This is a genomic window from Streptomyces sp. NPDC002232, assembly GCF_042890295.1.
GTDB lineage: Bacteria > Actinomycetota > Actinomycetes > Streptomycetales > Streptomycetaceae > Streptomyces.
Genome location: NZ_JBIARV010000001.1, coordinates 992,149 through 1,016,888, shown reverse-complemented (window position 1 = coordinate 1,016,888; position 24,740 = coordinate 992,149). Strand labels below are relative to the sequence as shown.

The 24,740-nt window shown below is 69.5% G+C and carries 36 protein-coding genes; 26 read left to right on the top strand and 10 right to left on the bottom strand.

What is annotated here, in order from left to right; translation table 11 throughout:
* Nucleotides 1-2: 2 nt before the first annotated feature.
* The gene (locus tag ACFYXU_RS04670; RefSeq protein ID WP_389456482.1) at nucleotides 3-956 is read right to left on the bottom strand and encodes a hypothetical protein; all 954 of its coding nucleotides are present in this window, start codon (nucleotides 954-956) and stop codon (nucleotides 3-5) included.
* Between the two features lie 97 nt (nucleotides 957-1,053).
* Nucleotides 1,054-1,263 (bottom strand): hypothetical protein, encoded by a 210-nt coding sequence (locus ACFYXU_RS04665; RefSeq protein WP_361393254.1) that lies wholly within the window; start codon nucleotides 1,261-1,263, stop codon nucleotides 1,054-1,056.
* A 302-nt stretch (nucleotides 1,264-1,565) separates the two neighbouring features.
* Between ACFYXU_RS04665 and ACFYXU_RS04660 the strand changes: the two genes are divergently transcribed.
* Nucleotides 1,566-2,387 carry a hypothetical protein gene (locus ACFYXU_RS04660; RefSeq protein WP_389456480.1) on the top strand — a complete coding sequence of 274 codons (822 nt, stop codon included), beginning with the start codon at nucleotides 1,566-1,568 and terminating at the stop codon, nucleotides 2,385-2,387.
* Between the two features lie 51 nt (nucleotides 2,388-2,438).
* Here the strand turns inward: ACFYXU_RS04660 and ACFYXU_RS04655 are convergent, their stop codons facing one another.
* The 4 genes from ACFYXU_RS04655 to ACFYXU_RS04640 all read right to left on the bottom strand — a co-directional run bounded on the left by ACFYXU_RS04655 (nucleotide 2,439) and on the right by ACFYXU_RS04640 (nucleotide 4,395).
* Nucleotides 2,439-2,774: a hypothetical protein gene (locus ACFYXU_RS04655; protein WP_389456478.1), complete on the bottom strand. Its 336-nt coding sequence runs from the start codon at nucleotides 2,772-2,774 to the stop codon at nucleotides 2,439-2,441.
* A 113-nt stretch (nucleotides 2,775-2,887) separates the two neighbouring features.
* Nucleotides 2,888-3,178 (bottom strand): hypothetical protein, encoded by a 291-nt coding sequence (locus ACFYXU_RS04650; RefSeq protein ID WP_329854431.1) that lies wholly within the window; start codon nucleotides 3,176-3,178, stop codon nucleotides 2,888-2,890.
* An 88-nt stretch (nucleotides 3,179-3,266) separates the two neighbouring features.
* Nucleotides 3,267-3,878 carry a phage tail protein gene (locus ACFYXU_RS04645; RefSeq protein WP_329854429.1) on the bottom strand — a complete coding sequence of 204 codons (612 nt, stop codon included), beginning with the start codon at nucleotides 3,876-3,878 and terminating at the stop codon, nucleotides 3,267-3,269.
* A 109-nt stretch (nucleotides 3,879-3,987) separates the two neighbouring features.
* Nucleotides 3,988-4,395, bottom strand: coding sequence for a hypothetical protein (locus ACFYXU_RS04640; protein WP_329854427.1), 408 nt, complete (start codon nucleotides 4,393-4,395; stop codon nucleotides 3,988-3,990).
* Nucleotides 4,396-4,860: 465 nt separating this feature from the next.
* Between ACFYXU_RS04640 and ACFYXU_RS04635 the strand changes: the two genes are divergently transcribed.
* Nucleotides 4,861-5,685 (top strand): hypothetical protein, encoded by an 825-nt coding sequence (locus ACFYXU_RS04635; protein ID WP_376507484.1) that lies wholly within the window; start codon nucleotides 4,861-4,863, stop codon nucleotides 5,683-5,685.
* Nucleotides 5,686-5,740: 55 nt separating this feature from the next.
* Here the strand turns inward: ACFYXU_RS04635 and ACFYXU_RS04630 are convergent, their stop codons facing one another.
* The 3 genes from ACFYXU_RS04630 to ACFYXU_RS04620 are packed head-to-tail and all read right to left on the bottom strand — an operon-like array spanning nucleotide 5,741 to nucleotide 6,931.
* Nucleotides 5,741-5,944: a hypothetical protein gene (locus ACFYXU_RS04630; RefSeq protein WP_329854424.1), complete on the bottom strand. Its 204-nt coding sequence runs from the start codon at nucleotides 5,942-5,944 to the stop codon at nucleotides 5,741-5,743.
* On the bottom strand, nucleotides 5,938-6,663 hold the full coding sequence (locus ACFYXU_RS04625; protein WP_376507647.1) for a hypothetical protein: 726 nt from the start codon (nucleotides 6,661-6,663) through the stop codon (nucleotides 5,938-5,940). Before ACFYXU_RS04625 ends, ACFYXU_RS04630 begins: the two co-directional genes overlap by 7 nt.
* The gene (locus ACFYXU_RS04620; RefSeq protein ID WP_361393264.1) at nucleotides 6,656-6,931 is read right to left on the bottom strand and encodes a WhiB family transcriptional regulator; all 276 of its coding nucleotides are present in this window, start codon (nucleotides 6,929-6,931) and stop codon (nucleotides 6,656-6,658) included. The genes ACFYXU_RS04625 and ACFYXU_RS04620 overlap by 8 nt, the downstream gene beginning before the upstream one ends.
* Before the next feature lie 252 nt (nucleotides 6,932-7,183).
* Here ACFYXU_RS04620 and ACFYXU_RS04615 point away from each other — a divergent pair, with 252 nt between their 5' ends.
* From ACFYXU_RS04615 to tuf, 5 genes are all read left to right on the top strand, one after another.
* Nucleotides 7,184-7,633, top strand: a complete 450-nt coding sequence (locus ACFYXU_RS04615; protein ID WP_361393266.1) for a helix-turn-helix transcriptional regulator — start codon at nucleotides 7,184-7,186, stop codon at nucleotides 7,631-7,633.
* Between the two features lie 409 nt (nucleotides 7,634-8,042).
* Nucleotides 8,043-8,414, top strand: a complete 372-nt coding sequence (gene rpsL, locus ACFYXU_RS04610; RefSeq protein WP_003948652.1) for a 30S ribosomal protein S12 — start codon at nucleotides 8,043-8,045, stop codon at nucleotides 8,412-8,414.
* Nucleotides 8,415-8,416: 2 nt separating this feature from the next.
* The gene (gene rpsG, locus ACFYXU_RS04605) at nucleotides 8,417-8,887 is read left to right on the top strand and encodes a 30S ribosomal protein S7 (protein ID WP_015035567.1); all 471 of its coding nucleotides are present in this window, start codon (nucleotides 8,417-8,419) and stop codon (nucleotides 8,885-8,887) included.
* Nucleotides 8,888-8,926: 39 nt separating this feature from the next.
* Nucleotides 8,927-11,056: an elongation factor G gene (fusA, locus tag ACFYXU_RS04600; RefSeq protein WP_329854419.1), complete on the top strand. Its 2,130-nt coding sequence runs from the start codon at nucleotides 8,927-8,929 to the stop codon at nucleotides 11,054-11,056.
* Between the two features lie 153 nt (nucleotides 11,057-11,209).
* Nucleotides 11,210-12,403, top strand: a complete 1,194-nt coding sequence (tuf, locus tag ACFYXU_RS04595; RefSeq protein WP_329854418.1) for an elongation factor Tu — start codon at nucleotides 11,210-11,212, stop codon at nucleotides 12,401-12,403.
* 146 nt (nucleotides 12,404-12,549) lie between these two features.
* Here tuf and ACFYXU_RS04590 read toward each other — a convergent pair whose 3' ends face one another.
* On the bottom strand, nucleotides 12,550-14,523 hold the full coding sequence (locus ACFYXU_RS04590; protein WP_389407469.1) for a PIG-L family deacetylase: 1,974 nt from the start codon (nucleotides 14,521-14,523) through the stop codon (nucleotides 12,550-12,552).
* 201 nt (nucleotides 14,524-14,724) lie between these two features.
* Here ACFYXU_RS04590 and ACFYXU_RS04585 point away from each other — a divergent pair, with 201 nt between their 5' ends.
* From ACFYXU_RS04585 to rplF, 19 genes are all read left to right on the top strand, one after another.
* Nucleotides 14,725-15,087, top strand: coding sequence for a YciI family protein (locus ACFYXU_RS04585; protein ID WP_376507649.1), 363 nt, complete (start codon nucleotides 14,725-14,727; stop codon nucleotides 15,085-15,087).
* Nucleotides 15,084-16,325, top strand: coding sequence for an RNA polymerase sigma factor (locus ACFYXU_RS04580; protein ID WP_376507650.1), 1,242 nt, complete (start codon nucleotides 15,084-15,086; stop codon nucleotides 16,323-16,325). The genes ACFYXU_RS04585 and ACFYXU_RS04580 overlap by 4 nt, the downstream gene beginning before the upstream one ends.
* A gap of 433 nt (nucleotides 16,326-16,758) precedes the next feature.
* Entirely contained in the window at nucleotides 16,759-17,067 is a 309-nt protein-coding gene (rpsJ, locus tag ACFYXU_RS04575) for a 30S ribosomal protein S10 (protein WP_003948644.1), read from the top strand.
* A 13-nt stretch (nucleotides 17,068-17,080) separates the two neighbouring features.
* Nucleotides 17,081-17,725: a 50S ribosomal protein L3 gene (gene rplC / locus ACFYXU_RS04570; RefSeq protein WP_361393272.1), complete on the top strand. Its 645-nt coding sequence runs from the start codon at nucleotides 17,081-17,083 to the stop codon at nucleotides 17,723-17,725.
* A 7-nt stretch (nucleotides 17,726-17,732) separates the two neighbouring features.
* Nucleotides 17,733-18,383 (top strand): 50S ribosomal protein L4, encoded by a 651-nt coding sequence (gene rplD / locus ACFYXU_RS04565; RefSeq protein ID WP_376507652.1) that lies wholly within the window; start codon nucleotides 17,733-17,735, stop codon nucleotides 18,381-18,383.
* Nucleotides 18,383-18,706 carry a 50S ribosomal protein L23 gene (gene rplW, locus ACFYXU_RS04560; protein ID WP_024755407.1) on the top strand — a complete coding sequence of 108 codons (324 nt, stop codon included), beginning with the start codon at nucleotides 18,383-18,385 and terminating at the stop codon, nucleotides 18,704-18,706. Before rplD ends, rplW begins: the two co-directional genes overlap by 1 nt.
* Before the next feature lie 40 nt (nucleotides 18,707-18,746).
* Nucleotides 18,747-19,583, top strand: coding sequence for a 50S ribosomal protein L2 (gene rplB, locus ACFYXU_RS04555; RefSeq protein WP_030208986.1), 837 nt, complete (start codon nucleotides 18,747-18,749; stop codon nucleotides 19,581-19,583).
* Nucleotides 19,584-19,595: 12 nt separating this feature from the next.
* A complete protein-coding gene (rpsS, locus tag ACFYXU_RS04550) occupies nucleotides 19,596-19,877 on the top strand; it encodes a 30S ribosomal protein S19 (RefSeq protein WP_015035577.1) in 282 nt (93 codons plus the stop codon).
* Nucleotides 19,878-19,919: 42 nt separating this feature from the next.
* A complete protein-coding gene (gene rplV, locus ACFYXU_RS04545) occupies nucleotides 19,920-20,267 on the top strand; it encodes a 50S ribosomal protein L22 (protein ID WP_004571827.1) in 348 nt (115 codons plus the stop codon).
* Nucleotides 20,267-21,106 (top strand): 30S ribosomal protein S3, encoded by an 840-nt coding sequence (gene rpsC, locus ACFYXU_RS04540; protein WP_015035579.1) that lies wholly within the window; start codon nucleotides 20,267-20,269, stop codon nucleotides 21,104-21,106. Before rplV ends, rpsC begins: the two co-directional genes overlap by 1 nt.
* 5 nt (nucleotides 21,107-21,111) lie before the next feature.
* Nucleotides 21,112-21,531, top strand: a complete 420-nt coding sequence (gene rplP, locus ACFYXU_RS04535; RefSeq protein ID WP_017239579.1) for a 50S ribosomal protein L16 — start codon at nucleotides 21,112-21,114, stop codon at nucleotides 21,529-21,531.
* Nucleotides 21,531-21,755 carry a 50S ribosomal protein L29 gene (rpmC, locus tag ACFYXU_RS04530; RefSeq protein WP_056552388.1) on the top strand — a complete coding sequence of 75 codons (225 nt, stop codon included), beginning with the start codon at nucleotides 21,531-21,533 and terminating at the stop codon, nucleotides 21,753-21,755. The genes rplP and rpmC overlap by 1 nt, the downstream gene beginning before the upstream one ends.
* Entirely contained in the window at nucleotides 21,755-22,036 is a 282-nt protein-coding gene (gene rpsQ / locus ACFYXU_RS04525; RefSeq protein WP_024755411.1) for a 30S ribosomal protein S17, read from the top strand. The genes rpmC and rpsQ overlap by 1 nt, the downstream gene beginning before the upstream one ends.
* Before the next feature lie 107 nt (nucleotides 22,037-22,143).
* A complete protein-coding gene (rplN, locus tag ACFYXU_RS04520) occupies nucleotides 22,144-22,512 on the top strand; it encodes a 50S ribosomal protein L14 (protein WP_003956455.1) in 369 nt (122 codons plus the stop codon).
* A gap of 2 nt (nucleotides 22,513-22,514) precedes the next feature.
* Nucleotides 22,515-22,826 carry a 50S ribosomal protein L24 gene (gene rplX / locus ACFYXU_RS04515; RefSeq protein WP_015035583.1) on the top strand — a complete coding sequence of 104 codons (312 nt, stop codon included), beginning with the start codon at nucleotides 22,515-22,517 and terminating at the stop codon, nucleotides 22,824-22,826.
* Nucleotides 22,823-23,380: a 50S ribosomal protein L5 gene (rplE, locus tag ACFYXU_RS04510; RefSeq protein WP_106975815.1), complete on the top strand. Its 558-nt coding sequence runs from the start codon at nucleotides 22,823-22,825 to the stop codon at nucleotides 23,378-23,380. Before rplX ends, rplE begins: the two co-directional genes overlap by 4 nt.
* Before the next feature lie 5 nt (nucleotides 23,381-23,385).
* On the top strand, nucleotides 23,386-23,571 hold the full coding sequence (locus tag ACFYXU_RS04505) for a type Z 30S ribosomal protein S14 (RefSeq protein ID WP_003948630.1): 186 nt from the start codon (nucleotides 23,386-23,388) through the stop codon (nucleotides 23,569-23,571).
* Between the two features lie 208 nt (nucleotides 23,572-23,779).
* A complete protein-coding gene (gene rpsH, locus ACFYXU_RS04500; RefSeq protein ID WP_015035585.1) occupies nucleotides 23,780-24,178 on the top strand; it encodes a 30S ribosomal protein S8 in 399 nt (132 codons plus the stop codon).
* A 21-nt stretch (nucleotides 24,179-24,199) separates the two neighbouring features.
* Complete coding sequence (rplF, locus tag ACFYXU_RS04495; protein ID WP_024755414.1) at nucleotides 24,200-24,739, top strand: 50S ribosomal protein L6; 540 nt, start codon at nucleotides 24,200-24,202, stop codon at nucleotides 24,737-24,739.
* Nucleotide 24,740 lies beyond the last annotated feature (1 nt).

Below are 24,740 nucleotides of genomic sequence, written 5' to 3'. Positions count from 1 at the left end.
ACTCAGCCGCCGGTCGCGCCGAGCTGCTGGTCGAGGGACTGGACCGTCAGCCGGAGCTCGTTGAACTTGGTGCGCAGGGTCCCGGTCGCCGCGGCGAGGTTGGTCATCGCCGTGTCCGTGCCCCGGATGTCCGCCGCCTTGGGGATCTTGGCCGGGTTGAAGCCGAGCATGGCCGTCTTGAGCTTGTCCGTGGCCCTGGCGACCTTCTCGACCTTCTTGGGGTCGGCGTTCCGCATGGCGTTGTTGATCTTGTTGACGCCCTCGGCGACCGGCTGCATCCGCGTGTGGTCGACGCCGGCGATGGCCGTGGCGATGCGCTCGACGCCCTTCGCGGCCTTCTCGGCCTTGGCCTCGGTCGGCAGCTTGCGGAAGGACTGGAGGAAGGCGGGCGCGCGGTTGTTGAACTTCAGCAGTTCCGGGTTCAGCTGCTGGAGCTGGGTGCGCAGGTTGTCGAAGTTCGCGTCGGCCGGGATCTGGCCGAGGGGACTACCGCCGCCGTTCTGCTGGGCCTGGATGTCCGTGAGCCGCTGACGCGTCCAGGTGCCTTCCTGGTTCGGGCCGAAGGTGACGCCGCCGTTCCTGCCGGCGTGCCACGTCTGGAGCTTCAGGATCAGCCACGCGCCCAGGGCGGCGGTGAGGACGGGGATGACGACGGCCGCGAGGGCGGTGCCGATCGCGCCGAGGGCACCGAGGATGCCGCCCTCCAGCCCCGTCTTGATGACCTCGGCCAGGGTGCCGAGGCCCACCTTCTCCATCCACTCTTCCCAGGGGGCCTTGGCGGCCTCCTCGGCGGCCTTCTCCTGCTGGGCCTTGAGGTCCTCGACCAGCTTGTTGATGGGCGCCAGCTGCTGCTTCATCCAGTCGGTGGTGGGCAGCCAGCCCCCGTCCACCTTCCTCAGGTAGTGCCTGAGGCCCGCCACTTGGATCGAAAGTTCTTCGTTCGTCACTTCTGCCATGTTCTGCTCCGCTTCCGGCCCGGGAGGGCCAAGCGCCGAAAAGCCCCTGCCGGTGTGGAGCTTCGGCAGGGGCTCGTGCGTGGGGCGGTTCGGAGGGCTAGGCGTCGTCCCGGCGGGAGCCGTGGCGTACCGTCGCGAGCGCGTCGTTCCAGCCCGCCGCGTACGCGAGGGTCTCGTAGCGGCCGACCTCGGCGCACAGCGTGCCGAGCAACGCTCTCTTGTCGAGCGCGGCGGGTCCGTCGAGGAGCTGGCGGAGGCGGTCCTGGAGCGGGATGTGCGGTCGCGATGCCTCGGCCTGCTGAGTCATGGACGCCTGCCTTCCGGTTGCTTGCCCGTGCGTGTGTGGCGGCGCCGCGGAGTGAGGCGGGGGCACCACGTTATCGAACTACTGTGCGAACAGAGTTTGGAACAACCGTTCGGGTTTGTCGAGCGTGAAACGTCTGACGGCGTGTCTTCCTGCCTGTTCCCCAGGGGGGTTGGTGCGAGAACAGAGCTTCTGTTCGACCGGGGTACTCTGGAAATGGCTATCCCTGGACTTGACTCCTCCGGGGAGCCGGGGGCGCGAGGGGCGCGTGGGGACCCCAGGGGGTCGGAAGGCAGTGCAGACGCATGGACACGGAGCCGGGCGGTAACCGGCGCGAGCACGTCGTCGACTGGCTCGAATCCCATCCCGACCTGCCCCATCTCTTCGCCCGCCTCGCCGAACTCGTCCACGTCTCCGGGTACGCCCCGGAGGACCTCGTCGTGCTGCCCCGGGCCGAGGTGGACCGCCGCGAGGCCGCCGCGTTCACCGGCGGCTGGGCCGAGGCCGTCGCCGACGAACTCCCGCGCATCCGCAGGGAGTACGAGAAGCGCGTGGCCGACGCCTATGCCCAGGGCCAGGGCGACGCCCGGGGCGTACGGCGCCCGCAGCGGCGCACGGACACCGCCCCCCAGGACGGGGCCCGGGTCATCCCGCTGCCCTTCGCCCGGCTCATGGAACCGCCGGACGCGGTCGTCAGGGCCGAGGAGCGCGTCCGGCGGGAGCGCGAGCTGTTCGAACCGCGCCCCGAGCCGGAGCACGAGGAGCACGAGGCGTACGAGGAGTACGAGGCGTACGAGCCGGAGTCCGGCCCCGCGCCCGCGTCCCCGCACGGGTACGAACCCGAGCCGGAGCACACGTCCGGACCCGGACCCGCGGCCGGGCGGGATTCCCGGGCAGACGCCCGGGGCTCGCGGGAGAGCCGCACCCGCAGGAACCCGCAGCCGGTGCGGAAGGTCGTCCGCGGCAAGGGCGGACGTCCGATCGTGCCCCCGCTCAGCGGCGTACCCGGCCAGACCGGGGGCGCCCCCGAGCGGCGCGGCCGCCGGCTCTCCGAGCGGGCCCGGGACCTGGAGGAGGAGCTGGCCGCCGAGCGAGCACAGGAAGCGCCCCCGGAGCCCGCTTCCTGAAGGGAGCGGGCTCCGGGGGCAGCGGGTGCCTCGGCCGACGGGACGGCGGCCTCAGCCGAAGAAGCGGGCGAGGGCCGAGGGGGAGACGGCCGGACCGGCACCCCCCGGCGACGACGCGCCGCCCCGCCCCTCTGTGTCCTGGCCGTCCTGACCGGTCTCACCGTCCTCGCCGTCCTCGTCCGTGACGCCCGGACGGGGAACGGGCTTCGGCGGGTCGGGGGTCTCGTCGTCCTCACCGGTGTTCACGCACTGGAACATCCAGTTGGAGACGGCCAGATGGTCCACCGCGGCGGCGAGGAGGTGGTCGGAGAGCGACCACTCCGCCGACTCCCCGTGGATCCGGCGCTGCACCGCGGCGTCCGCCGGCAGGTGCTTCACCAGGACCATCAGGCGCCGACTGGAGAGATCGCCCCGATACCAGTCGAGGAGATCGGTGGCGTAGTAGCGGATCAGGTCCGCTTCGAGCGCCTCGGCGTGTTCGTCGACGAACTCGGCGAGGCTCAGTCTTCCCCCAGGCCGAGCCCGGTCTCCTTGCCGTAGGCCTCCAGGATCGCGGCGATGTCCTGCATCGTGAGGTCGTGCTCCTCGAAGCGGGCGAACTGCTCCTCACCCATCAGGAGCGCGAGCAGGCCGTCCACGTCGTTGTCGTCGAGCCTGCGCAGCGCCTTCGCGGTCGTGCGGGACAGCTCGGTGGGAAGCGTGTAGGACTCGCCGTCCAGCTCGAACGACCAGGTGCGGCCGTGGGCCTCCAGGCGCTGGGCGCGGGCGGCGTTGACGTCGAAACGGGCCATGGTGATGCGTACTCCTTGTTCGGGTGAGTGAGGAGGAGAGGGGTGGGACGGGACGGCGGTGCGCCGTCCCGCCCCGGGTGGAGAGGGATCAGACGGTCGCGGAGTACTGGCTGTCCTTCATGAGGAAGGTCGCCAGCGGCTTGCCGTCGCCCTTCGACATCGCGGTGAAGGTGACACCCAGCTGGGAGGCCGCCTTGCGGGCCAGCTTGATGTCGTCGGTGGCGGTGACCTGGCCGCGCGGGATGATGAAGCGGTACTTCACCGCGGTCGTGCCACCGGCCTTGACGTCGGTGAACTCCAGGCCGAGGGCGCGGACGTCCGCGAACGGACGCTCGGCGATCTCGTAGCGGTAGGTGTCGACCGCCGGGGTCGGCTCGGCCTTCACCGCGTCGCCGCCCATGAAGAACGGCAGCGTGTCCTCGTTGAACTGGAGCAGCGAGAACTTCAGCGACAGGTCACGGCTGGAGTAGATGTAGTGGACCGGGGAGACCGACTGCCACGAGTCGATGGCCTCCAGCTTGTCCTTCTTCGAGAACGTGACGCCGTCGCTGGAGGTGAAGCCGAGGTCCTTCCAGCCCGCGCCGGTCCAGTCGGCGGCGGAGTCCGCGCCGAAGGTGGCCGGGAGGGAGGTGCCGGCGTCGGCGACGAAGAGCTTGCCGATGCCTGCGACGCGGATCTCGGCGGAGTTGTTTCCTGCCATGGTGGGTCTTCTCCTTGGGTGATGAGGGCGGCCGGGCCCGGACGGGGAGGTCCGGGCACGGCAAAGGCCCCGCCGGACGGCGAGGCCTGGTCTGTGGGTCGCTGGGTGTCTAGAAGACGTTCAGCGAGAGCTGGACGACGCAGAGGTAGCGGTTGGCGCCCCGGTAGAGGTAGTCGGGCATCCAGCGCGGCCCGTCCTGTTCCTCGGCGTCGCTCACGAAGTGGGCGCCGAGCTGCTTGCCGAGGGTGGCGAGCAGGGCGCGCCGGGCGGCGTTGGCCAGGACGTGGGCCGCGGTCTTGGTCGGTCCGTACACCTCGAACTCGATCAGCGGCTTGTCGACGTGCAGGTCGCCGATCCAGGCGCCGCCGCGGCGGTTCACCAGGACGGCGTTCTGCGTGCCGTCGAAGCCCGCCGGCGCCTGGGCGGCGACGGTGACGCCGGCCAGGGCCGGGTCGGCCTTGAGGACGTCGACGACCAGCTTCTCGACGTCCGGGAACGCACTCGGGGGAGTGGTCATGACGGTTCTCCTCGGGAGACGGGGGCGGGACGGGCCGGTCCGGGGCGCTCGACGCGGGGAGGGGCGGGGGCGCGGAGCGCTCCCGGACGGCGGACGGCGGAGCCGCGTCCCGCTCAGCGGGCGCAGCTCCGCCGCTGCACCAACTGTGACAGGGAGCGTGCGCGCACGCAACTAGTTCTGTCGGTGGATCCGGTTCGCCGGTCCGGGCCCCGCCCACGGAGGCCGCCTCCGGCCCGGGGCGCGACGGCCGAGACCGGATCCGGCCCGGGCCCCGGCGACGACGGTCTGCCCGGCGGGTGCACGGCGGGCGGCGCCTCCTGTCCGGGCCACCCCGACGGAGCCCGGATCCCGGCCGGGCCACGGCCACCGCGGCCGTCCCCACCGGGCCGAGGCGGGCGGCCGCCTCCGGGGGCTCCCCCGCCGGTCGGTAGGTTGGCGGTCCCGCACCGACCCAGGAGCCGCCCCGTGTCCCCCCGACCCCGTCTGCTCTACGTCACGGACCTCGCCTATCCGGCCCGGGGGCGCCGCTACGGCGACGAGGACATCGGTCTCACCGCCCGGCTCCGCGACTCCTTCGACCTGGCGCTCTGCCACCCGCTCGACGCCGCCGCCCTCATGGACGGCTTCGACGCCGTCGTCGTCCGCAACAGCGGCCCGGTCCTCGGCTACCAGCGGGAGTACGAGGACTTCCGCGCCCGGGCCCTCGCCCGCGGCACCCGCGTCTACAACCCGCTGCACGGCCGGGGCGACATGGCCGGCAAGCAGTACCTCCTCGACCTCACCGCCGCCGGCCTCCCCGTCATCCCCACCGTCGACCGCGCCGAGGACCTCCACCGCCTCCCCGAGGCCGAGCTCTACGCGGTCAAGCCCAAGGCCGGCGCCGACTCCATAGGGCTGCGCTTCGTCCCGTACGAGGAGCTCGGCGCCCTCGTCCACGGCGAGCTCCTCGTCCAGCCGCGCGTCGACTTCCGCTACGAGGTCTCCTTCTACTTCGTCGACGACCTCTTCCAGTACGCCCTGTACGCCCCCGACCCCGAGCGCCGCTGGGTCCTGGAGCCGTACGAACCCACCGCCGACGACCTCGCCTTCGCGCGCCGCCTCATCGACTGGAACACCCTCGACCACGGCGTCCAGCGCGTCGACGCCTGCCGCGCCCCCGACGGCGCACTCCTCCTCGTCGAGCTGGAGGACCTCAACCCCTACCTCTCCCTCGACCGCGTCCCCGAGCCGGTGCGCGAGCGCTTCGCCGTCGCCCTCACCGAATCGATCCGCCGCTTCCTGGCGGCATGACGAAGCGCCCCGCGTCCGGGGGGAACCGGACGCGGGGCGCTTCTGTGGCGGAAGGTCAGGCGGTGCGGGGACGGCGGCGGGCCAGCCGCTCCGCCGCGAAGACGTCCTCCAGGCGGAACAGCTGCGCCCGGCCCGCCCGCCCGGCCGCCCGCAGATGGCCCAGCTGGACCCACTTGCGGATCGTCGCGGGCGCCACCCCCGCCTCCTCGGCGGCCAGCGGGCCGGGGACCAGCGTGGGCAGGTCGGGTGAGCTCAGCACGAGGTCTCCTTCGGGTCGTCCATCGCCGCCTCGATCTCGTCGGTACGCGTCCCCGACGCCCGGGACAGCTCCTCCCAACGCTCCTCCGGCCACAGGTGCCGGTACGCCGGGTCGTCCTGGCAGCCGCACACCGCGTCGGCGCACACGCAGGCCGGGTTCACGCACAGCACCGCGCGCCGGTCCGGGAACGCCCGCAGCGACACCGAGTCGCACCAGGGGCAGCGGCCCGAGACCCGGACGATCGTCTCCGCGTCGCCGAGCGTCCGGGCGCAGCGCCGGGCCATCCGCCGGATCTCGTCGCGCACGTGCCGGGCCAGGTCGGGGTGGACGGCGATCGGGTCGAGCAGCTCCACCAGCCGGCGGAGCCGGTCGATCACCCCGGCGCGGGGCGGCCGGGGCAGCGCGAGCCGGGCGCGGACGGCCTCCTCCAGCTCCACGACGCCGTCGGTGATGTCGCGGATGGCGTCGGAGACGTGCAGCCGGATCGGGGCCGCCCCGTGGCCGGGGACGACGAGGCCGTGCCGCTGCTGGAGCAGCAGCGCCTCCCGGCGCTCCTCGCGGATCAGCGCGTCGCGTCCGGCGGGGGAGGGGCCGGGGGCGGAGCCGGCGGGCCCGCGCCGTCCGGGCGCGAGCTCCTCGGAGAGCTCCGGGAACTGGCGTACGAGGGAGGCGGTCCAGAGCGCGATGTCCCGCAGGACGAGGTCGGTGCGGTCAGCCACGGCGGCCGCTGCCCGTCGTGGCGAGGGCCTTCTCGACGCGACGGGCGTCCGCGGGACGGCCGTTGCGCCAGAGCCGGCCCGCGCAGACTCCGTCGAAGTAGCTCTCCGACGGGGCCACGGCCGTCTCGCACTCGCTCCGCACGGGGCAGGCGGCGCAGGCCCGCAGGGCGGGGGCCGCCTCCTTGGCGCGGCGGGCGAAGACGACGGACGGGGAGAGGCCGGCGCACGCGGCGGAGGCCTGCCAGGGGGACGGGTCGGGACGGAACAAGGGGTTCTCCACGGTCCGGGGCCCACCGGGGCCGTCCATGGGGCCGGTGGGGCGCCTGGGGCTCAGGGGGCCGACGAGTACGGCGGCGAGTCAGAGTTACACGTTGCGTGCGAGCGCGCAACGAAAATCCCGAGGGGTGGGTCGGAGCCTTCACCGATTCGACACGATTGCGTGCCCGAAAGCACGTAATTCCGTGCGCGCAAGCACGCTAAGGTGGGAATCCGGAGGGTGGGGAGCGAGGAGCGGAAGAACATGAGCACTCAAGGGCTCGACGCGTTCGCAGGCTGGGTCGAAGGCCTGATGAGACAGCGCGGCTACGACATCGACAGCCCGCGCGGCGGCGGCAAGTCCCGGATCGCGGACGAGGCCGGAGTCCACCGCGCCGCCGTCACGCGCCTGTTGCAGCGGCAGAGCATGCCCGACCTGGAGACCATGCGCCGGATCGCCCCGCTGCTCGGCGTCTCCGTCCGCGACATGCTCATCCGGTCCGGCCGCGTGACCCCCGAGGAGCTCCCGATGGCGGCGGACCTGCTGCCGCCGAGCGACTGGCAGCCCTCGATGGAGGACTTCGCGCGCTGGCTGGGCGTGCCCGACGAACGCATGGGCGTCTTCGTCAAGGTCGTGAACCAGTTCCTGGAGCCGGACACCGACGCGGCCGGCGCCGCCGAGGCGCCCGAGCCCCGCCGCAGCGCCCGGGACTGACCGGCCGGGGGAGGGTCTCGCGGCCCGAACCCGCCGACGGGGGACCGGAGTCGGCCGCGCGGGCCGCGGTCCCGCGGGCACCGGCCTCCCCGAGGGTCTCCGGGCTCCGGACCGGTCCCCGTGCCGTGACGATCCGCCCTGGTCCCGGCCCGCTCCGGCCGGGACCGCGTGCGCGTGGGCATTTGTTTTGACCGGAGTCCGTGCGATAGGTACGCTCATGCCTTGTGCCTGGGGTGTGCCTGGGCTCCCGTGCGTGTCATCAGCCGCACGGCGAGTCATATACCGGCCACCGTGATCCGCACCTTTCCGCCCCGGTGGAGAGGTCCGCGAGATTCGACACACCCGACCGCGTGGGTCGGCGAATGTTCCAGGTTAGTTTCACCGACGGCACACAGAAACCGGAGAAGTAGTGCCTACGATCCAGCAGCTGGTCCGGAAGGGCCGGCAGGACAAGGTCGAGAAGAACAAGACGCCCGCACTCGAGGGTTCCCCTCAGCGTCGCGGCGTCTGCACGCGTGTGTTCACGACCACCCCGAAGAAGCCGAACTCGGCCCTCCGTAAGGTCGCGCGTGTGCGTCTGACCTCCGGCATCGAGGTCACGGCCTACATCCCGGGTGAGGGTCACAACCTGCAGGAGCACTCCATCGTGCTCGTGCGCGGTGGCCGTGTGAAGGACCTGCCGGGTGTTCGTTACAAGATCATCCGCGGTTCCCTCGACACGCAGGGCGTCAAGAACCGTAAGCAGGCTCGCAGCCGCTACGGCGCCAAGAAGGAGAAGTAAGAATGCCTCGTAAGGGCCCCGCCCCGAAGCGCCCGGTCATCATCGACCCGGTCTACAGCTCTCCTCTTGTCACCTCGCTGATCAACAAGATCCTGCTGGACGGCAAGCGTTCCACCGCCGAGCGCATCGTGTACGGCGCCATGGAGGGTCTTCGTGAGAAGACCGGCCAGGACCCGGTCATCACGCTGAAGCGCGCTCTCGAGAACGTCAAGCCGGCCCTCGAGGTCAAGTCCCGCCGTGTCGGTGGCGCCACCTACCAGGTGCCGATCGAGGTCAAGCCGGGCCGCGCGTCCACGCTGGCCCTCCGCTGGCTCGTCGGTTACTCCCGCGCCCGTCGCGAGAAGACCATGACCGAGCGCCTCATGAACGAGCTCCTCGACGCCTCCAACGGCCTCGGTGCTGCCGTCAAGAAGCGTGAGGACACGCACAAGATGGCCGAGTCCAACAAGGCCTTCGCGCACTACCGCTGGTAGTCGCAACCCACATCGAGACCGAGAGAAGACTGAGCCGATATGGCTACCACTTCGCTTGACCTGGCCAAGGTGCGCAACATCGGCATCATGGCCCACATCGACGCGGGCAAGACGACCACCACCGAGCGGATCCTGTTCTACACCGGTGTCTCGTACAAGATCGGTGAAGTCCACGACGGCGCTGCCACGATGGACTGGATGGAGCAGGAGCAGGAGCGCGGCATCACGATCACGTCTGCCGCGACGACCTGCCACTGGCCGCTCGAGAATGTCGATCACACGATCAACATCATCGACACGCCGGGCCACGTCGACTTCACCGTCGAGGTGGAGCGTTCGCTGCGCGTGCTCGACGGTGCTGTCACCGTGTTCGACGGTGTGGCCGGTGTCGAGCCCCAGTCCGAGACTGTCTGGCGTCAGGCGGACCGCTACGGCGTCCCGCGCATCTGCTTCGTCAACAAGCTCGACCGCACGGGTGCCGAGTTCCTCCGCTGCGTCGACATGATCGTGGACCGCCTCGGCGCCGTCCCGATCGTCATGCAGCTCCCGATCGGCGCCGAGATGGACTTCCAGGGCGTCGTCGACCTGGTCCGCATGAAGGCGCTTGTCTGGTCCGCCGAGGCCAGCAAGGGTGAGATGTACGACGTCGTCGACATCCCGGCGGACAAGCTCGAGCAGGCCGAGGAGTACCGCGCCAAGCTCGTCGAGACCGTCGCGGAGAACGACGAGGAGCTCATGGAGCTCTTCCTCGAGGGCGTCGAGCCCACCGAGGAGCAGCTGTACGCGGCTGTCCGTCGTATCACCATCGCCTCCGGCAAGGGCAACGGCGAGAAGACGGTCACCCCCGTCTTCTGCGGCACCGCGTTCAAGAACAAGGGCGTCCAGCCCCTGCTCGACGCTGTCGTCCGTTACCTCCCCTCGCCCCTGGACGTCGAGGCCATCGAGGGCCACGACGTCAAGGACGCCGAGCTCGTCGTGAAGCGCAAGCCGTCCGACGACGAGCCGCTGTCGGCCCTCGCGTTCAAGATCGCGAGCGACCCGCACCTCGGCAAGCTCACCTTCGTCCGGATCTACTCCGGTCGCCTGGAGGCCGGCACCGCGGTGCTGAACTCCGTCAAGGGCAAGAAGGAGCGCATCGGCAAGATCTACCGCATGCACGCGAACAAGCGTGAGGAGATCGACTCGGTGGGCGCCGGCGACATCGTCGCCGTCATGGGCCTCAAGCAGACCACCACCGGTGAGACGCTGTGCGACGACAAGAACCCGGTCATCCTGGAGTCCATGGACTTCCCGGCCCCGGTCATCCAGGTCGCCATCGAGCCCAAGTCCAAGGGTGACCAGGAGAAGCTGGGTGTCGCCATCCAGCGTCTCGCGGAGGAGGACCCCTCCTTCCAGGTTCACTCGGACGAGGAGACCGGCCAGACCATCATCGGTGGTATGGGCGAGCTTCACCTCGACATCCTCGTCGACCGCATGCGTCGCGAGTTCAAGGTCGAGGCGAACGTCGGCAAGCCGCAGGTCGCGTACCGCGAGACGATCCGCAAGGCCGTCGAGCGCGTGGACTTCACCCACAAGAAGCAGACCGGTGGTACCGGTCAGTTCGCCAAGGTGCAGATCGCGATCGAGCCCATCGAGGGTGGCGACGCCTCCTACGAGTTCGTGAACAAGGTCACCGGTGGCCGCATCCCGAAGGAGTACATCCCTTCGGTCGACGCGGGTGCGCAGGAGGCCATGCAGTTCGGCATCCTGGCCGGCTACGAGATGACTGGCGTCCGCGTCATCCTTCTCGACGGTGCCTACCACGAGGTCGACTCCTCCGAGCTCGCGTTCAAGATCGCCGGTTCGCAGGCCTTCAAGGAGGCCGCGCGCAAGGCTTCTCCCGTCATTCTTGAGCCGATGATGGCCGTCGAGGTCGTCACGCCCGAGGACTACATGGGTGAGGTCATCGGTGACATCAACTCCCGCCGTGGCCAGATTCAGGCCATGGAGGAGCGCAGCGGCGCCCGCGTCGTGAAGGGCCTCGTGCCGCTTTCGGAGATGTTCGGCTACGTCGGAGACCTCCGCAGCAAGACCTCGGGTCGCGCAAGCTACTCGATGCAGTTCGACTCCTACGCCGAGGTTCCGCGGAACGTCGCCGAGGAGATCATCGCGAAGGCCAAGGGCGAGTAACTCTCCCGAGTTCACGCTTTAGGCTTGACACCAGTCGCCGGGGCTCAGCCCCCCGAAACCCGAGGGATCGGGCCCCGGTTTACTGGCATCCCAGCAAAGATCACCTGGCGCCGATGAAGCAAGGCGTACAGAACCACTCCGCAGGAGGATTCAGTGGCGAAGGCAAAGTTCGAGCGGACTAAGCCGCACGTCAACATCGGTACCATCGGTCACATCGACCACGGTAAGACGACCCTCACGGCCGCCATTACCAAGGTGCTGCACGACGCGTACCCGGACCTGAACGAGGCCTCGGCCTTCGACCAGATCGACAAGGCTCCCGAGGAGCGCCAGCGCGGTATCACCATCTCGATCGCGCACGTCGAGTACCAGACGGAGTCGCGTCACTACGCGCACGTCGACTGCCCCGGTCACGCTGACTACATCAAGAACATGATCACGGGTGCCGCGCAGATGGACGGCGCCATCCTCGTGGTCGCCGCCACCGACGGCCCGATGCCGCAGACCAAGGAGCACGTCCTCCTTGCTCGCCAGGTCGGCGTTCCGTACATCGTCGTCGCCCTGAACAAGGCCGACATGGTGGACGACGAGGAGATCCTGGAGCTCGTCGAGCTCGAGGTCCGTGAGCTCCTCTCCGAGTACGAGTTCCCGGGCGACGACCTGCCGGTCGTCCGTGTCTCGGCGCTCAAGGCGCTCGAGGGCGACAAGGAGTGGGGCGAGAAGCTTCTCGGCCTCATGCACGCCGTCGACGAGTCGATCCCGCAGCCCGAGCGTGACGTCGACAAGCCGTTCCTGATGCCGATCGAGGACGTCTTCACGATCACCGGTCGTGGCACCGTCGTCACCGGTCGTATCGAGCGTGGTGTCCTGAAGGTCAACGAGACCGTTGACATCATCGGCATCAAGCAGGAGAAGACCACCACCACGGTCACCGGCATCGAGATGTTCCGCAAGCTGCTCGACGAGGGCCAGGCCGGTGAGAACGTCGGTCTGCTCCTCCGTGGCATCAAGCGTGAGGACGTAGAGCGCGGCCAGGTCATCATCAAGCCGGGTTCGGTCACGCCGCACACGAACTTCGAGGCCCAGGCCTACATCCTGTCGAAGGACGAGGGTGGCCGTCACACCCCGTTCTTCAACAACTACCGCCCGCAGTTCTACTTCCGTACCACGGACGTGACCGGCGTCGTGACCCTCCCCGAGGGCACCGAGATGGTCATGCCGGGCGACAACACCGCCATGAGCGTTGAGCTGATCCAGCCCATCGCCATGGAGGAGGGCCTCAAGTTCGCCATCCGTGAGGGTGGCCGGACCGTCGGCGCCGGCCAGGTCGTCAAGATCACTGCCTGATCTTGAACTGACCTGGTAGCTCCTACGAGCTGCTAGTAGTGAGGGAAGGCCCCGCACCGGAAGGTGCGGGGCCTTCTCGCGTTCCCGGACGCCCTGGGTGTGGTGCCGATCAGGCCGGGCTCGCGGCCCGATCGGCACCACACGCCCTACGGCCGCCAGCTCCACGGGTGACCGTCCGCCCCCAGGCCCACCACCGTCGCCCCCCGCGCGTCCAGCCGGAGCGCCGTCGCGACCGCCGTCCCGCCGCGCGTGCGGAGCCGGCCGCCGGCCCGGAGCGCAGGCCGGCCCCTCCCGTCCGTGCCGAGCAGGACGGTCCCGAGCTCGGGGGACCGGGCGGCGACCACGGCCCCGTAGCCGTCCAGACCGGCGTCGCCGTCCGGGCCGTCCAGCCGGGCCGACGCCGGCGCCCGGTGGTAGAGCTCGCCGCCCGCGCTCGCCACCGTGGACCCGGAGAGCGGCAGCCGGGCCGGACCGGGCAGCCCGTCCACCCAGTGCCGTACGGACTCCCGCCCCGCCGCGTACACGTGCACCCGGCCGGACGCGTCGAGCGACACCGCCAGACCGTCCTGGACCTCTCCGCCACCGGGGAGCGGCCGCCACGGCGACCAGGACCCGTCCGCCGCCCGCACCCGCGTCGAGACGCCCTGATCCGCGTTCCGTACGAAGAGGTGGACCCGGCCGTCGGGGGCCGTCACCGCGACCGGGGAACCGATCCTGCGGCCCCGGTCGTCCCCGCGCTCCGGGCTGCCCAGGCCCCGCCAGGCCAGGAAGCCGCCGCCGGGGGAGCGCTGCTCCAGGAGCACCACCTCGCGCCGGTTGGCCCCGCCGTGTCCGTCGAGGGCGGCGAAGCGCACCCCGACGAGCAGGACCCGGCCGTCGCCGAGCACCGCCGAGCCGAGGACCGGTGCGAGCGGGCCGCCGCCCAGGTCCACCGGCGCGCTCCAGACGCCCGGAGCGGTCTCCCGCCAGCGGACCGCGCGCAGCCCGAGCACCCCGTAGGCCGCGAGCCGGCCGTCCGGCCCGGCCGCGAGCGCCGGGGCCGGGCCCGGCCAGCGGTGGTGCGTGGAGCGGACCCAGCCCTTGCGGTTGGTCAGCGGCCGGTCGCCGCCGACGCCGTAGTCGCCGCAGCCCGAGGGGTTCCCGCACCGCCAGGACGGGTCCCCGCCGTACGGGACGAGGCGGGCCGCCTTCTCCGCCAGGACCTCCGGCGGGAGGTTCTTGGGCCAGTGCCGGTTGTAGTAGCCGCGGAAGGCGCTGGTGGTGAAGGCCGGTATCGGCTCGCCGGCGCGGACCGCGTCGGAGACCCAGCGGCACAGCGCGGCCCAGGTGAAGGAGGCCACCGCCGTGTGGTCCCCGTGGTCCGAGTAGCCCGGCTGCTCGGAGTCCCGCCCGCGGGTGGCCTCGTTGCTGTGCTGGATGTCGGGGTCCGGGTCCAGGGTGTGCACCACCGTGGGCCGGTGGCGGCGGAGCAGCCCGGTGAGGACCTCGACCAGCCGGTCGTAGTCGTAGGGGTCGGAGCGGGTGACGGGGGAGTCCGCCGACAGATGGGTGCGCAGCTCCAGGGCCCGGTCCCGCCAGAGGGCGGGCACGGCCATGTACCGGCGACCGGTGTGCATCGGCAGGTTGAGGAAGACCAGCTCGATCCTGCGGCCGCCGTGCGTGAGCACGTCGGACTCGGCCCGCCGGCCGCCGGACAGCGTGAGGACCTCGCGCCGCCAGGGCGTGAACGCGGGCAGGCCGAGGGCCACCGCGTACGACTGGCGCAGGCCCTGGTGGCGGGCGGAGGAGTAGGCGGCCCGGTCCGGGGGCGTCTCGGGCATCCCCGCGATCCGGTTCCGGCCGGTGTGCTCGCCGGCCGTCACGTACACGGAGACGAGGGGGACCCCCGCGTCGAGCAGCCGCTGCGTGTCCGGGTTCATGAAGTACAGGTCGTCGTCCGGATGCGCGGAGAACTGCATGAGCAGCGCCCGCCGGGACCGTGCCGAGGCGATCGGCTTGCCGGGCGCCGGGTCGGCGGTCGGCGCGGCCCGGCGCGGCTCCGGGACGGAACACCCGGCGGCGGCCGAGGTGACCGCGAGGGCGGCGGCGAGGACCGTCCGCCGACGGGGAGGAGTGTGCACGGCAGGGCCCTTCGCTCAATCGGTCTCCTGGAAGACGGATGTTCGAGCGCGGGGGTTGTGCGCCGGCGGAGTCGACGGGGAGGAACTCCGGAGGAAGGGATCTCCGGCATCGTGCGGACGCGTGTCGAGCGGGCGATCCTGGTTCCGACCGGAGGGTGACGGCGCGCCGGTGGGGCGCGCGGCACGGAGGGGACACCCGAGATGAAGTACGTCGCGATGATCTACGGCAACCAGGCCAAGTGGGACTCCTTCCCCGCCGAGGCCTGGCCCGAGGCGATCGCCCGCCAGGAGGCCTTCAACCGGAGGTACCGCGAGAGCGGCGAGCTGATCGGCGCGTACGGCCTCGCCGACGCGGCCGCCGCCCAGCTCGTCCGGCGCGTGGACGGGGCCCCCGCGGTCACCGACGGCCCCTACCTGGAGACGAAGGAGTACCTCGCCAGCTTCTACCTGCTCGACTGCGAGAGCCTGGAGCGGGCCCAGGAGATCGCCGCGGACATGCCCTTCGCGGACGTCGAGCCGGTCGAGCTGTGGCCGGTCCTGCACGAGTCCGCGGCGGACGTGTGAGCGGCCCGCACCCGATCGAGGACCTGCTGCGCACCTGCGCTCCGCAGGTCCTCGGCGCGCTCGTGCGGCGGTACGGGGACTTCGACCTCTGCGAGGACGCCGTCCAGGAGGCCCTGATCGCCGCCGCCCGGCAGTGGCCCGGGGAAGGGGTCCCGGACAACGCCCGCGGCTGGCTGCTGACCGTCGCCGGCCGCAGGTACGTCGACCTGGTGCGCAGCGAGGCCGCGCGCCGCCGCCGCGAGGACGCCGTGGCCCTCGCCACCCCGGACGCCGAACTCCTCGCGCACGCCCCCGACGACGAGCGGGACACCGACGCGGACGACTCCCTGGCGCTGCTCTTCCTCTGCTGCCACCCGGACCTGTCGCCGCCCAGCAGGATCGCCCTGACCCTGCGCGCCGTCGGCGGCCTCACCACGGCGCAGATCGCCGCCGCCTTCCTGGTGCCCGAGGCGACCATGGCGCAGCGGATCAGCCGGGCCAAGCAGACGATCAGGGGCGCCGGCCTGACCCTCGCGCCGCCGGAGGGCGCGGACCGCACTGCCCGGCTCGCCGAGGTGCGGCACGTGCTCTACCTGGTCTTCAACGAGGGCTACACGGCCAGCGCCGGGGACGCCCTGACCGCGCCCGAGCTGTCCACGGAGGCGATCCGGCTGGCCCGGATGCTGCACCGGCTGGTCCCGGACGACCCGGAGACGGCGGGCCTGCTGGCCCTGATGCTGCTCACCGACGCCCGGCGGCCGGCCCGCACGGGCCCGGGCGGGGAACTCGTACCGCTCGCGGAGCAGGACCGGGGGAGCTGGGACGGCGCCCTGATCGCCGAGGGGGTGGCGCTGATCAGCCGCACCCTGCCGCGGGGACGGGTGGGCCCGTACCAGCTCCAGGCGGCGATCGCGGCCGTGCACGACGAGGCCCCTTCGGCGCGGGACACGGACTGGCCGCAGATCCTCGCCCTGTACGAACTCCTGGAGCGCACCGGGCCGAACCCGATGATCACGCTCAACCGCGCGGTGGCGGTCTCGATGGTCCACGGCCCGGAGGCGGGGCTCGCGCTGCTCGACGGGCTCGGGGCGGACCGGCTGCTCGCCCGGAACCACCGGCTCCTCGCGACCCGCGCACACCTCCTGGAGCTCCTCGGCGACCGCGCGGCGGCGGCCGAGGCCTACCGCGAGGCGGCCCGGCACACCACCAGCGCGCCGGAGCGGCGCCATCTGACCGAGCGGGCGCGGCGGTTGGGATGAGGGGGAAGTGGGGGGCTCGCGTGACGGGCGCGTGCGCCCCGGCGCATGCCCTGACGTGACGTGGGGTACAGTCTTCCCTCCCGATTGGCGGCCGGATGGCCCCGTATGGCAGACTGTCGGGGTTGCTCGGTTGAGTGCCGATGCTGCGCGCCTCCCGTCGGGAGGACCGGAAGCGAGTCCCACAGTACTCGTCGCTCCTTCTCAGGAGCGGACGTACGGGAATCTTCTGGGAAGCGTCAGCGGGGTGCCGACCAGGCGCCCGGTGGGTGTTTCGCCCCCGGCCTGCGGTCATGGTGACCGCGCCCCCTTGGTTGGGAAATCCCTCTGGGATTTCTGCGTAGAGGGAGCGCGACACGCCCGACCGCGTGGGTCGGAGCGAAACGGGAACGTACCGGGCTCCGGAGCGTTACGAGACAAAGGACTACTAGTAGCCATGGCGGGACAGAAGATCCGCATCCGGCTCAAGGCCTACGACCACGAGGTCATCGACTCCTCGGCGAAGAAGATCGTCGAGACGGTGACCCGCACTGGTGCGTCGGTCGCGGGCCCGGTGCCGCTGCCCACTGAGAAGAACGTGTACTGCGTCATCAAGTCGCCGCACAAGTACAAGGACTCGCGCGAGCACTTCGAGATGCGCACGCACAAGCGCCTCATCGACATCCTCGACCCCACGCCGAAGACGGTTGACTCGCTCATGCGCCTCGACCTGCCGGCGGGCGTCGACATCGAGATCAAGCTCTGAGGTGACGCGCGAGATGGCTAAGAACATCAAGGGCATCCTGGGCGAGAAGCTCGGCATGACGCAGGTCTGGGACGAGAACAACCGGATCGTTCCGGTGACCGTCGTCAAGGCCGGCCCCAATGTCGTGACCCAGGTGCGTACGAACGACGTCGACGGCTACGAGTCGGTCCAGATCGCCTTCGGCGAGATCGACCCGCGCAAGGTGAACAAGCCCCTCAAGGGCCACTTCGCCAAGGCCGACGTCACCCCGCGCCGCCACCTGGTGGAGCTCCGCACCGCTGACGCCTCCGAGTACACGCTCGGCCAGGAGATCACCGCCGAGGTCTTCGAGGCCGGCGTGAAGGTCGACGTCACCGGCAAGAGCAAGGGCAAGGGCTTCGCCGGTGCGATGAAGCGCCACAACTTCCGTGGTGGCAAGGCCTCGCACGGTGCCCACCGCGTGCACCGCAAGCCCGGTTCGATCGGTGGCTGCGCCACCCCGGGCCGCGTCTTCAAGGGCATGAAGATGGCCGGTCGCATGGGCAACGAGCGTGTGACCACCCAGAACCTGACCGTCCACGCCGTTGACGCCGAGAAGGGTCTGCTGCTCATCAAGGGCGCCGTCCCCGGCCCCAACGGTGGCCTCGTCCTGGTCCGCACCGCGGCCAAGGGGGTTTGAGGAACCGATGAGCACCATTGACATCCTTTCGCCGGCAGGCGACAAGACCGGGACCGTCGAGCTCCCCGAGGAGATCTTCGGCGCCAAGGTCAGCGTTCCGCTGATCCACCAGGTCGTCGTCGCGCAGCTGGCCGCGGCCCGTCAGGGCACGCACAAGACCAAGCGCCGTGGCGAAGTCCGTGGTGGTGGCAAGAAGCCTTACCGCCAGAAGGGCACCGGCCGCGCCCGTCAGGGTTCGACCCGCGCCCCGCAGTTCGCCGGTGGTGGCGTCGTCCACGGCCCGCAGCCGCGTGACTACTCCCAGCGGACCCCGAAGAAGATGAAGGTCGCCGCCCTCCGCGGTGCCCTCTCGGACCGGGCGAGCCACTCGCGTATCCACGTCGTCTCCGGCGTGGTCGACGGCAACGTCTCCACCAAGGCCGCCAAGACGCTGTTCGGCAAGATCTCGGAGCGCAAGAACCTGCTCCTGGTCGTCGAGCGCTCCGACGAGGCCGCGTGGCTGTCCGCTCGTAACCTGCCCCAGGTGCACATCCTGGAGCCGGGCCAGCTCAACACGTACGACGTGATCGTCTCCGACGACGTGGTCTTCACCCAGGCCGCCCTCGAGTCCTTCGTGTCTGGCCCCCAGACCGCTGAGACCGAAGGGAGCGACGCCTGATGACTGAGGCCGTCGTCACCAGCAAGACCTTCTCGGACCCGCGCGACATTCTCGTCAAGCCGGTCGTCTCGGAGAAGAGCTACGCCCTGCTGGACGAGAACAAGTACACGTTCATCGTCGCGCCTGGCTCCAACAAGACCCAGATCAAGCAGGCCGTCGAGGCGGTCTTCTCGGTCAAGGTCACCGGGGTCAACACGATCAACCGCCAGGGTAAGCGCAAGCGCACCAAGGCCGGTTTCGGCAAGCGCAAGGACACCAAGCGCGCCATCGTGACCCTTGCCGAGGGCAACCGTATCGACATCTTCGGCGGTCCGACCGCCTAACGGCGGTCTGGATCGTCCGGAATCGGACGAGGACTGAGAAATGGGAATCCGCAAGTACAAGCCGACTACGCCGGGCCGCCGTGGCTCCTCCGTAGCCGACTTCGTCGAGATCACGCGGTCCACGCCGGAGAAGTCGCTGGTCCGCCCCCTGCACAGCAAGGGCGGCCGTAACAACACCGGTCGTGTGACCGTCCGTCACCAGGGCGGTGGCCACAAGCGCGCCTACCGCGTGATCGACTTCCGTCGTCACGACAAGGACGGCGTGCCGGCCAAGGTCGCTCACATCGAGTACGACCCCAACCGCACCGCGCGCATCGCGCTCCTCCACTACGTGGACGGCGAGAAGCGCTACATCATCGCCCCCAAGGGTCTGACCCAGGGCGACCGCGTCGAGAACGGCCCCGGCGCGGACATCAAGCCCGGTAACAACCTGGCGCTCCGCAACATCCCGGTCGGTACCACGATCCACGCGATCGAGCTCCGTCCCGGTGGCGGCGCCAAGTTCGCCCGCTCGGCCGGTGCCTCCGTGCAGCTGCTGGCGAAGGAGGGCACGATGGCCCACCTTCGTATGCCGTCCGGTGAGATCCGTCTCGTCGACGCCCGCTGCCGCGCCACCATCGGCGAGGTCGGCAACGCCGAGCAGTCGAACATCAACTGGGGCAAGGCCGGCCGCAAGCGCTGGCTTGGCGTTCGCCCGACCGTCCGCGGTGTGGCGATGAACCCGGTCGACCACCCGCACGGTGGTGGTGAGGGCAAGACCTCCGGTGGTCGCCACCCGGTCTCCCCGTGGGGTCAGAAGGAGGGTCGTACTCGTTCGCCGAAGAAGGCTTCGAACAAGTACATCGTCCGCCGCCGCAAGACGAACAAGAAGCGCTAGGAGCGGGTTTAGATGCCGCGCAGTCTCAAGAAGGGACCCTTCGTCGACGGCCACCTCGTCAAGAAGGTGGACGCCCAGAACGAAGCCGGTACCAAGAACGTCATCAAGACCTGGTCCCGTCGCTCGATGATCATCCCGGCCATGCTCGGCCACACGATCGCGGTGCACAACGGCAAGACCCACATTCCGGTGTTTGTCACCGAGTCGATGGTCGGCCACAAGCTCGGCGAGTTCTCGCCGACGCGCACCTTCCGGGGTCACGTGAAGGACGACCGGAAGTCGAAGCGCCGCTAGTAGCGGGGTGGAATGACCATGACAGACACTGGAAGGACAACCATGGAAGCCAGGGCCCAGGCGCGGTACATCCGCGTCACGCCCATGAAGGCCCGCCGCGTGGTGGACCTTATCCGTGGCATGGACGCCACGGAGGCTCAGGCGGTCCTGCGTTTCGCCCCGCAGGCCGCGAGCGTGCCGGTTGGCAAGGTGCTTGACAGCGCCATCGCCAACGCCGCGCACAACTACGACCACACCGACGCCTCTTCGCTGGTCATCAGCGAGGCGTACGTGGATGAGGGCCCGACCCTGAAGCGGTTCCGTCCGCGTGCTCAGGGCCGTGCCTACCGGATCCGTAAGCGGACCAGCCACATCACCGTGGTCGTCAGCAGCAAGGAAGGAACCCGGTAATGGGCCAGAAGGTTAACCCGCATGGGTTCCGGCTCGGCATCACCACGGACTTCAAGTCCCGCTGGTACGCCGACAAGCTGTACAAGGACTACGTCAAGGAAGACGTCGCCATCCGTCGGATGATGACGTCCGGCATGGAGCGCGCCGGCATCTCGAAGGTTGAGATCGAGCGCACCCGTGACCGCGTGCGGGTGGACATCCACACCGCGCGTCCCGGCATCGTCATCGGCCGCCGTGGCGCCGAGGCCGACCGCATCCGCGGCGACCTCGAGAAGCTCACGGGCAAGCAGGTCCAGCTGAACATCCTCGAGGTCAAGAACCCCGAGATGGACGCCCAGCTGGTCGCTCAGGCCGTTGCCGAGCAGCTCTCCTCCCGCGTCTCCTTCCGTCGCGCCATGCGTAAGAGCATGCAGGGCACGATGAAGGCCGGCGCCAAGGGCATCAAGATCCAGTGCGGCGGTCGTCTCGGCGGCGCCGAGATGTCCCGCTCGGAGTTCTACCGCGAGGGCCGTGTGCCCCTGCACACGCTCCGCGCGAACGTCGACTACGGCTTCTTCGAGGCCAAGACCACCTTCGGCCGCATCGGCGTGAAGGTCTGGATCTACAAGGGCGACGTCAAGAACATCGCCGAGGTCCGCGCCGAGAACGCCGCTGCCCGTGCGGGTAACCGCCCGGCCCGTGGCGCCGGCGCTGGCGACCGCCCGGCCGGCCGTGGTGGCCGCGGTGGCGAGCGTGGCGGCCGCGGCCGCAAGCCGCAGCAGTCGGCTCCGGCCGCCGAGGCCCCCAAGGCCGAGGCTGCCGCCGCTGCTCCGGCTGAGAGCACCGGAACGGAGGCCTGACCGAAATGCTGATCCCCCGTAGGGTCAAGCACCGCAAGCAGCACCACCCGAAGCGCTCCGGCGCCAGCAAGGGTGGTACGCAGGTTGCGTTCGGCGAGTACGGCATTCAGGCCCTCACGCCGGCGTACGTGACCAACCGCCAGATCGAGGCGGCCCGTATCGCGATGACCCGCCACATCAAGCGTGGCGGCAAGGTCTGGATCAACATCTACCCGGACCGCCCGCTGACGAAGAAGCCGGCCGAGACCCGCATGGGTTCCGGTAAGGGTTCTCCGGAGTGGTGGATCGCGAACGTCAAGCCGGGTCGGGTGATGTTCGAACTGTCCTACCCGAACGAGAAGATCGCGCGCGAGGCCCTGACCCGTGCGGCCCACAAGCTGCCGATGAAGTGCAAGATCGTGAAGCGCGAAGCAGGTGAGCTGTGATGTCGGCCGGTACCAAGGCGTCCGAGCTGCGCGAGCTGGGCAACGAGGAGCTTCTCAACAAGCTCCGCGAGGCCAAGGAAGAGCTGTTCAACCTCCGCTTCCAGGCGGCGACGGGTCAGCTCGAGAACCACGGTCGGCTCAAGTCCGTCCGTAAGGACATCGCCCGGATCTACACCCTGATGCGCGAGCGCGAGCTGGGCATCGAGACGGTGGAGAACGTCTGATGAGCGAGAGCAACGTGACTGAGAAGACCGAGCGCAACGCTCGCAAGGTCCGCGAGGGCCTGGTCGTCAGCGACAAGATGGACAAGACCGTCGTCGTCGCTGTCGAGGACCGCGTCAAGCACGCGCTGTACGGCAAGGTCATCCGCCGTACGAACAAGCTCAAGGCTCACGACGAGCAGAACGCTGCCGGCATCGGTGACCGCGTCCTCCTGATGGAGACCCGGAAGCTGTCGTCGACGAAGCACTGGCGCGTCGTCGAGATCCTCGAGAAGGCCAAGTAATTACTCGAGGGGTTTCCCTCGGGTCAGTTCCGCCAGGCTCGGTGGGGTCGCGCTGCTCCGCGTAGCGCGACCCCGCCGGGAACCGGCAGACAAATCAGGAGATAGACGTGATCCAGCAGGAGTCGCGACTGCGTGTCGCCGACAACACTGGTGCCAAGGAGATCCTTTGCATCCGTGTTCTCGGTGGCTCGGGTCGCCGCTACGCGGGCATCGGTGACGTCATCGTCGCCACCGTCAAGGACGCGATCCCCGGTGGCAACGTGAAGAAGGGTGACGTCGTCAAGGCGGTCATCGTTCGCACCGTCAAGGAGCGCCGCCGCCAGGACGGCTCGTACATCCGCTTCGACGAGAACGCCGCTGTCATTCTCAAGAACGACGGCGACCCTCGTGGCACCCGTATCTTCGGCCCGGTCGGCCGTGAGCTGCGCGAGAAGAAGTTCATGAAGATCATCTCGCTCGCGCCGGAGGTGCTGTAAGCATGAAGATCAAGAAGGGCGACCTGGTCCAGGTCATCACCGGTAAGGACAAGGGCAAGCAGGGCAAGGTCATCACGGCCTTCCCCCGCGAGAACCGCGTCCTCGTCGAGGGTGTCAACCGGGTCAAGAAGCACACCAAGGCCGGCCCGTCGCAGGCCGGTGGCATCGTCACGACCGAGGCTCCGGTCCACGTCTCCAACGTCCAGCTGGTCGTGGAGAAGGACGGCAAGAAGGTCGTCACGCGTGTCGGTTACCGCTTCGACGACGAGGGCAACAAGATCCGCGTTGCCAAGCGGACGGGTGAGGACATCTGATGGCTACCACCACTCCGCGTCTCAAGACGAAGTACCGCGAGGAGATCGCGGGCAAGCTGCGTGAGGAGTTCTCGTACGAGAACGTCATGCAGGTTCCCGGCCTCGTGAAGATCGTGGTCAACATGGGTGTCGGCGACGCCGCCCGTGACTCGAAGCTCATGGACGGTGCCGTCCGTGACCTCACCACGATCACCGGCCAGAAGCCGGCCGTCACCAAGGCTCGCAAGTCCATCGCGCAGTTCAAGCTGCGTGAGGGCCAGCCGATCGGTGCGCACGTCACCCTCCGTGGCGACCGCATGTGGGAGTTCCTGGACCGCACCCTGTCGCTCGCGCTTCCGCGCATCCGCGACTTCCGTGGTCTGTCCCCCAAGCAGTTCGACGGGCGTGGCAACTACACCTTCGGTCTCACGGAGCAGGTCATGTTCCACGAGATCGACCAGGACAAGATCGACCGTGTCCGGGGTATGGACATCACCGTGGTGACCACGGCGACCAACGACGACGAGGGCCGTGCCCTTCTGCGTCACCTCGGCTTCCCGTTCAAGGAGGCGTAAGCGAGATGGCGAAGAAGGCTCTCATCGCGAAGGCTGCCCGCAAGCCCAAGTTCGGCGTGCGCGGCTACACGCGCTGCCAGCGCTGTGGTCGTCCCCACTCCGTGTACCGCAAGTTCGGCCTGTGCCGCGTGTGCCTCCGTGAGATGGCTCACCGTGGCGAGCTGCCGGGCGTGACCAAGAGCTCCTGGTAATCCCTTAGTTGGGATGACCGGAGTCTCTCGGTAAGCACTGGGTTGGCGGATGCCCAGGCCTCCATGGCTTAGGCTAGGAGGGTTGGGCGTCCGCCGCCCGTACGACTTACTACGCCGTAGGTCCCCGCGCCGCACCCGTCCCGCCCCTGTGTGGGGAGAGGGATGGCGCATACAGGAAACCCCGGCGAGAGAGGCCGAAGGCCAATTCATGACCATGACTGATCCGATCGCGGACATGCTGACTCGTCTGCGTAACGCGAACTCGGCATACCACGACTCCGTGACGATGCCGCACAGCAAGATCAAGTCTCACATCGCGGAAATCCTCCAGCAGGAGGGCTTCATCACGGGCTGGAAGGTCGAGGACGCCGAGGTCGGCAAGAACCTCGTCCTCGAGCTCAAGTTCGGTCCGAACCGTGAGCGCTCCATCGCGGGCATCAAGCGGATCTCGAAGCCCGGTCTCCGGGTTTACGCGAAGTCCACCAACCTGCCGAAGGTTCTCGGCGGCCTGGGCGTGGCGATCATCTCCACGTCCCACGGTCTCCTGACCGGCCAGCAGGCAGGCAAGAAGGGCGTAGGTGGGGAAGTCCTCGCCTACGTCTGGTAGTCGGGAACGGAGGAATAGCTAATGTCGCGTATTGGCAAGCTGCCTATCCAGGTTCCCGCCGGCGTGGACGTCACCATCGATGGCCGCACGGTCACGGTCAAGGGTTCCAAGGGCACCCTGAGCCACACCGTCGCCGCTCCGATCGAGATCGTTAAGGGCGAGGATGGCGTGCTCAACGTCAACCGTCCGAACGACGAGCGTCAGAACAAGGCCCTTCACGGCCTGTCCCGCACGCTGGTGGCCAACATGATCACCGGTGTGACCCAGGGTTACGTGAAGGCGCTCGAGATCAGCGGTGTCGGTTACCGCGTCGCCGCGAAGGGCTCCAACCTGGAGTTCCAGCTCGGCTACAGCCACCCGATCCTGGTCGAGGCGCCCGAGGGCATCTCGTTCAAGGTCGAGTCGCCGACCAAGTTCTCGGTCGAGGGCATCGACAAGCAGAAGGTCGGCGAGGTCGCGGCGAACATCCGCAAGCTGCGGAAGCCCGACCCGTACAAGGCCAAGGGCGTCAAGTACGCCGGCGAGGTCATCCGCCGCAAGGTCGGAAAGGCTGGTAAGTAAG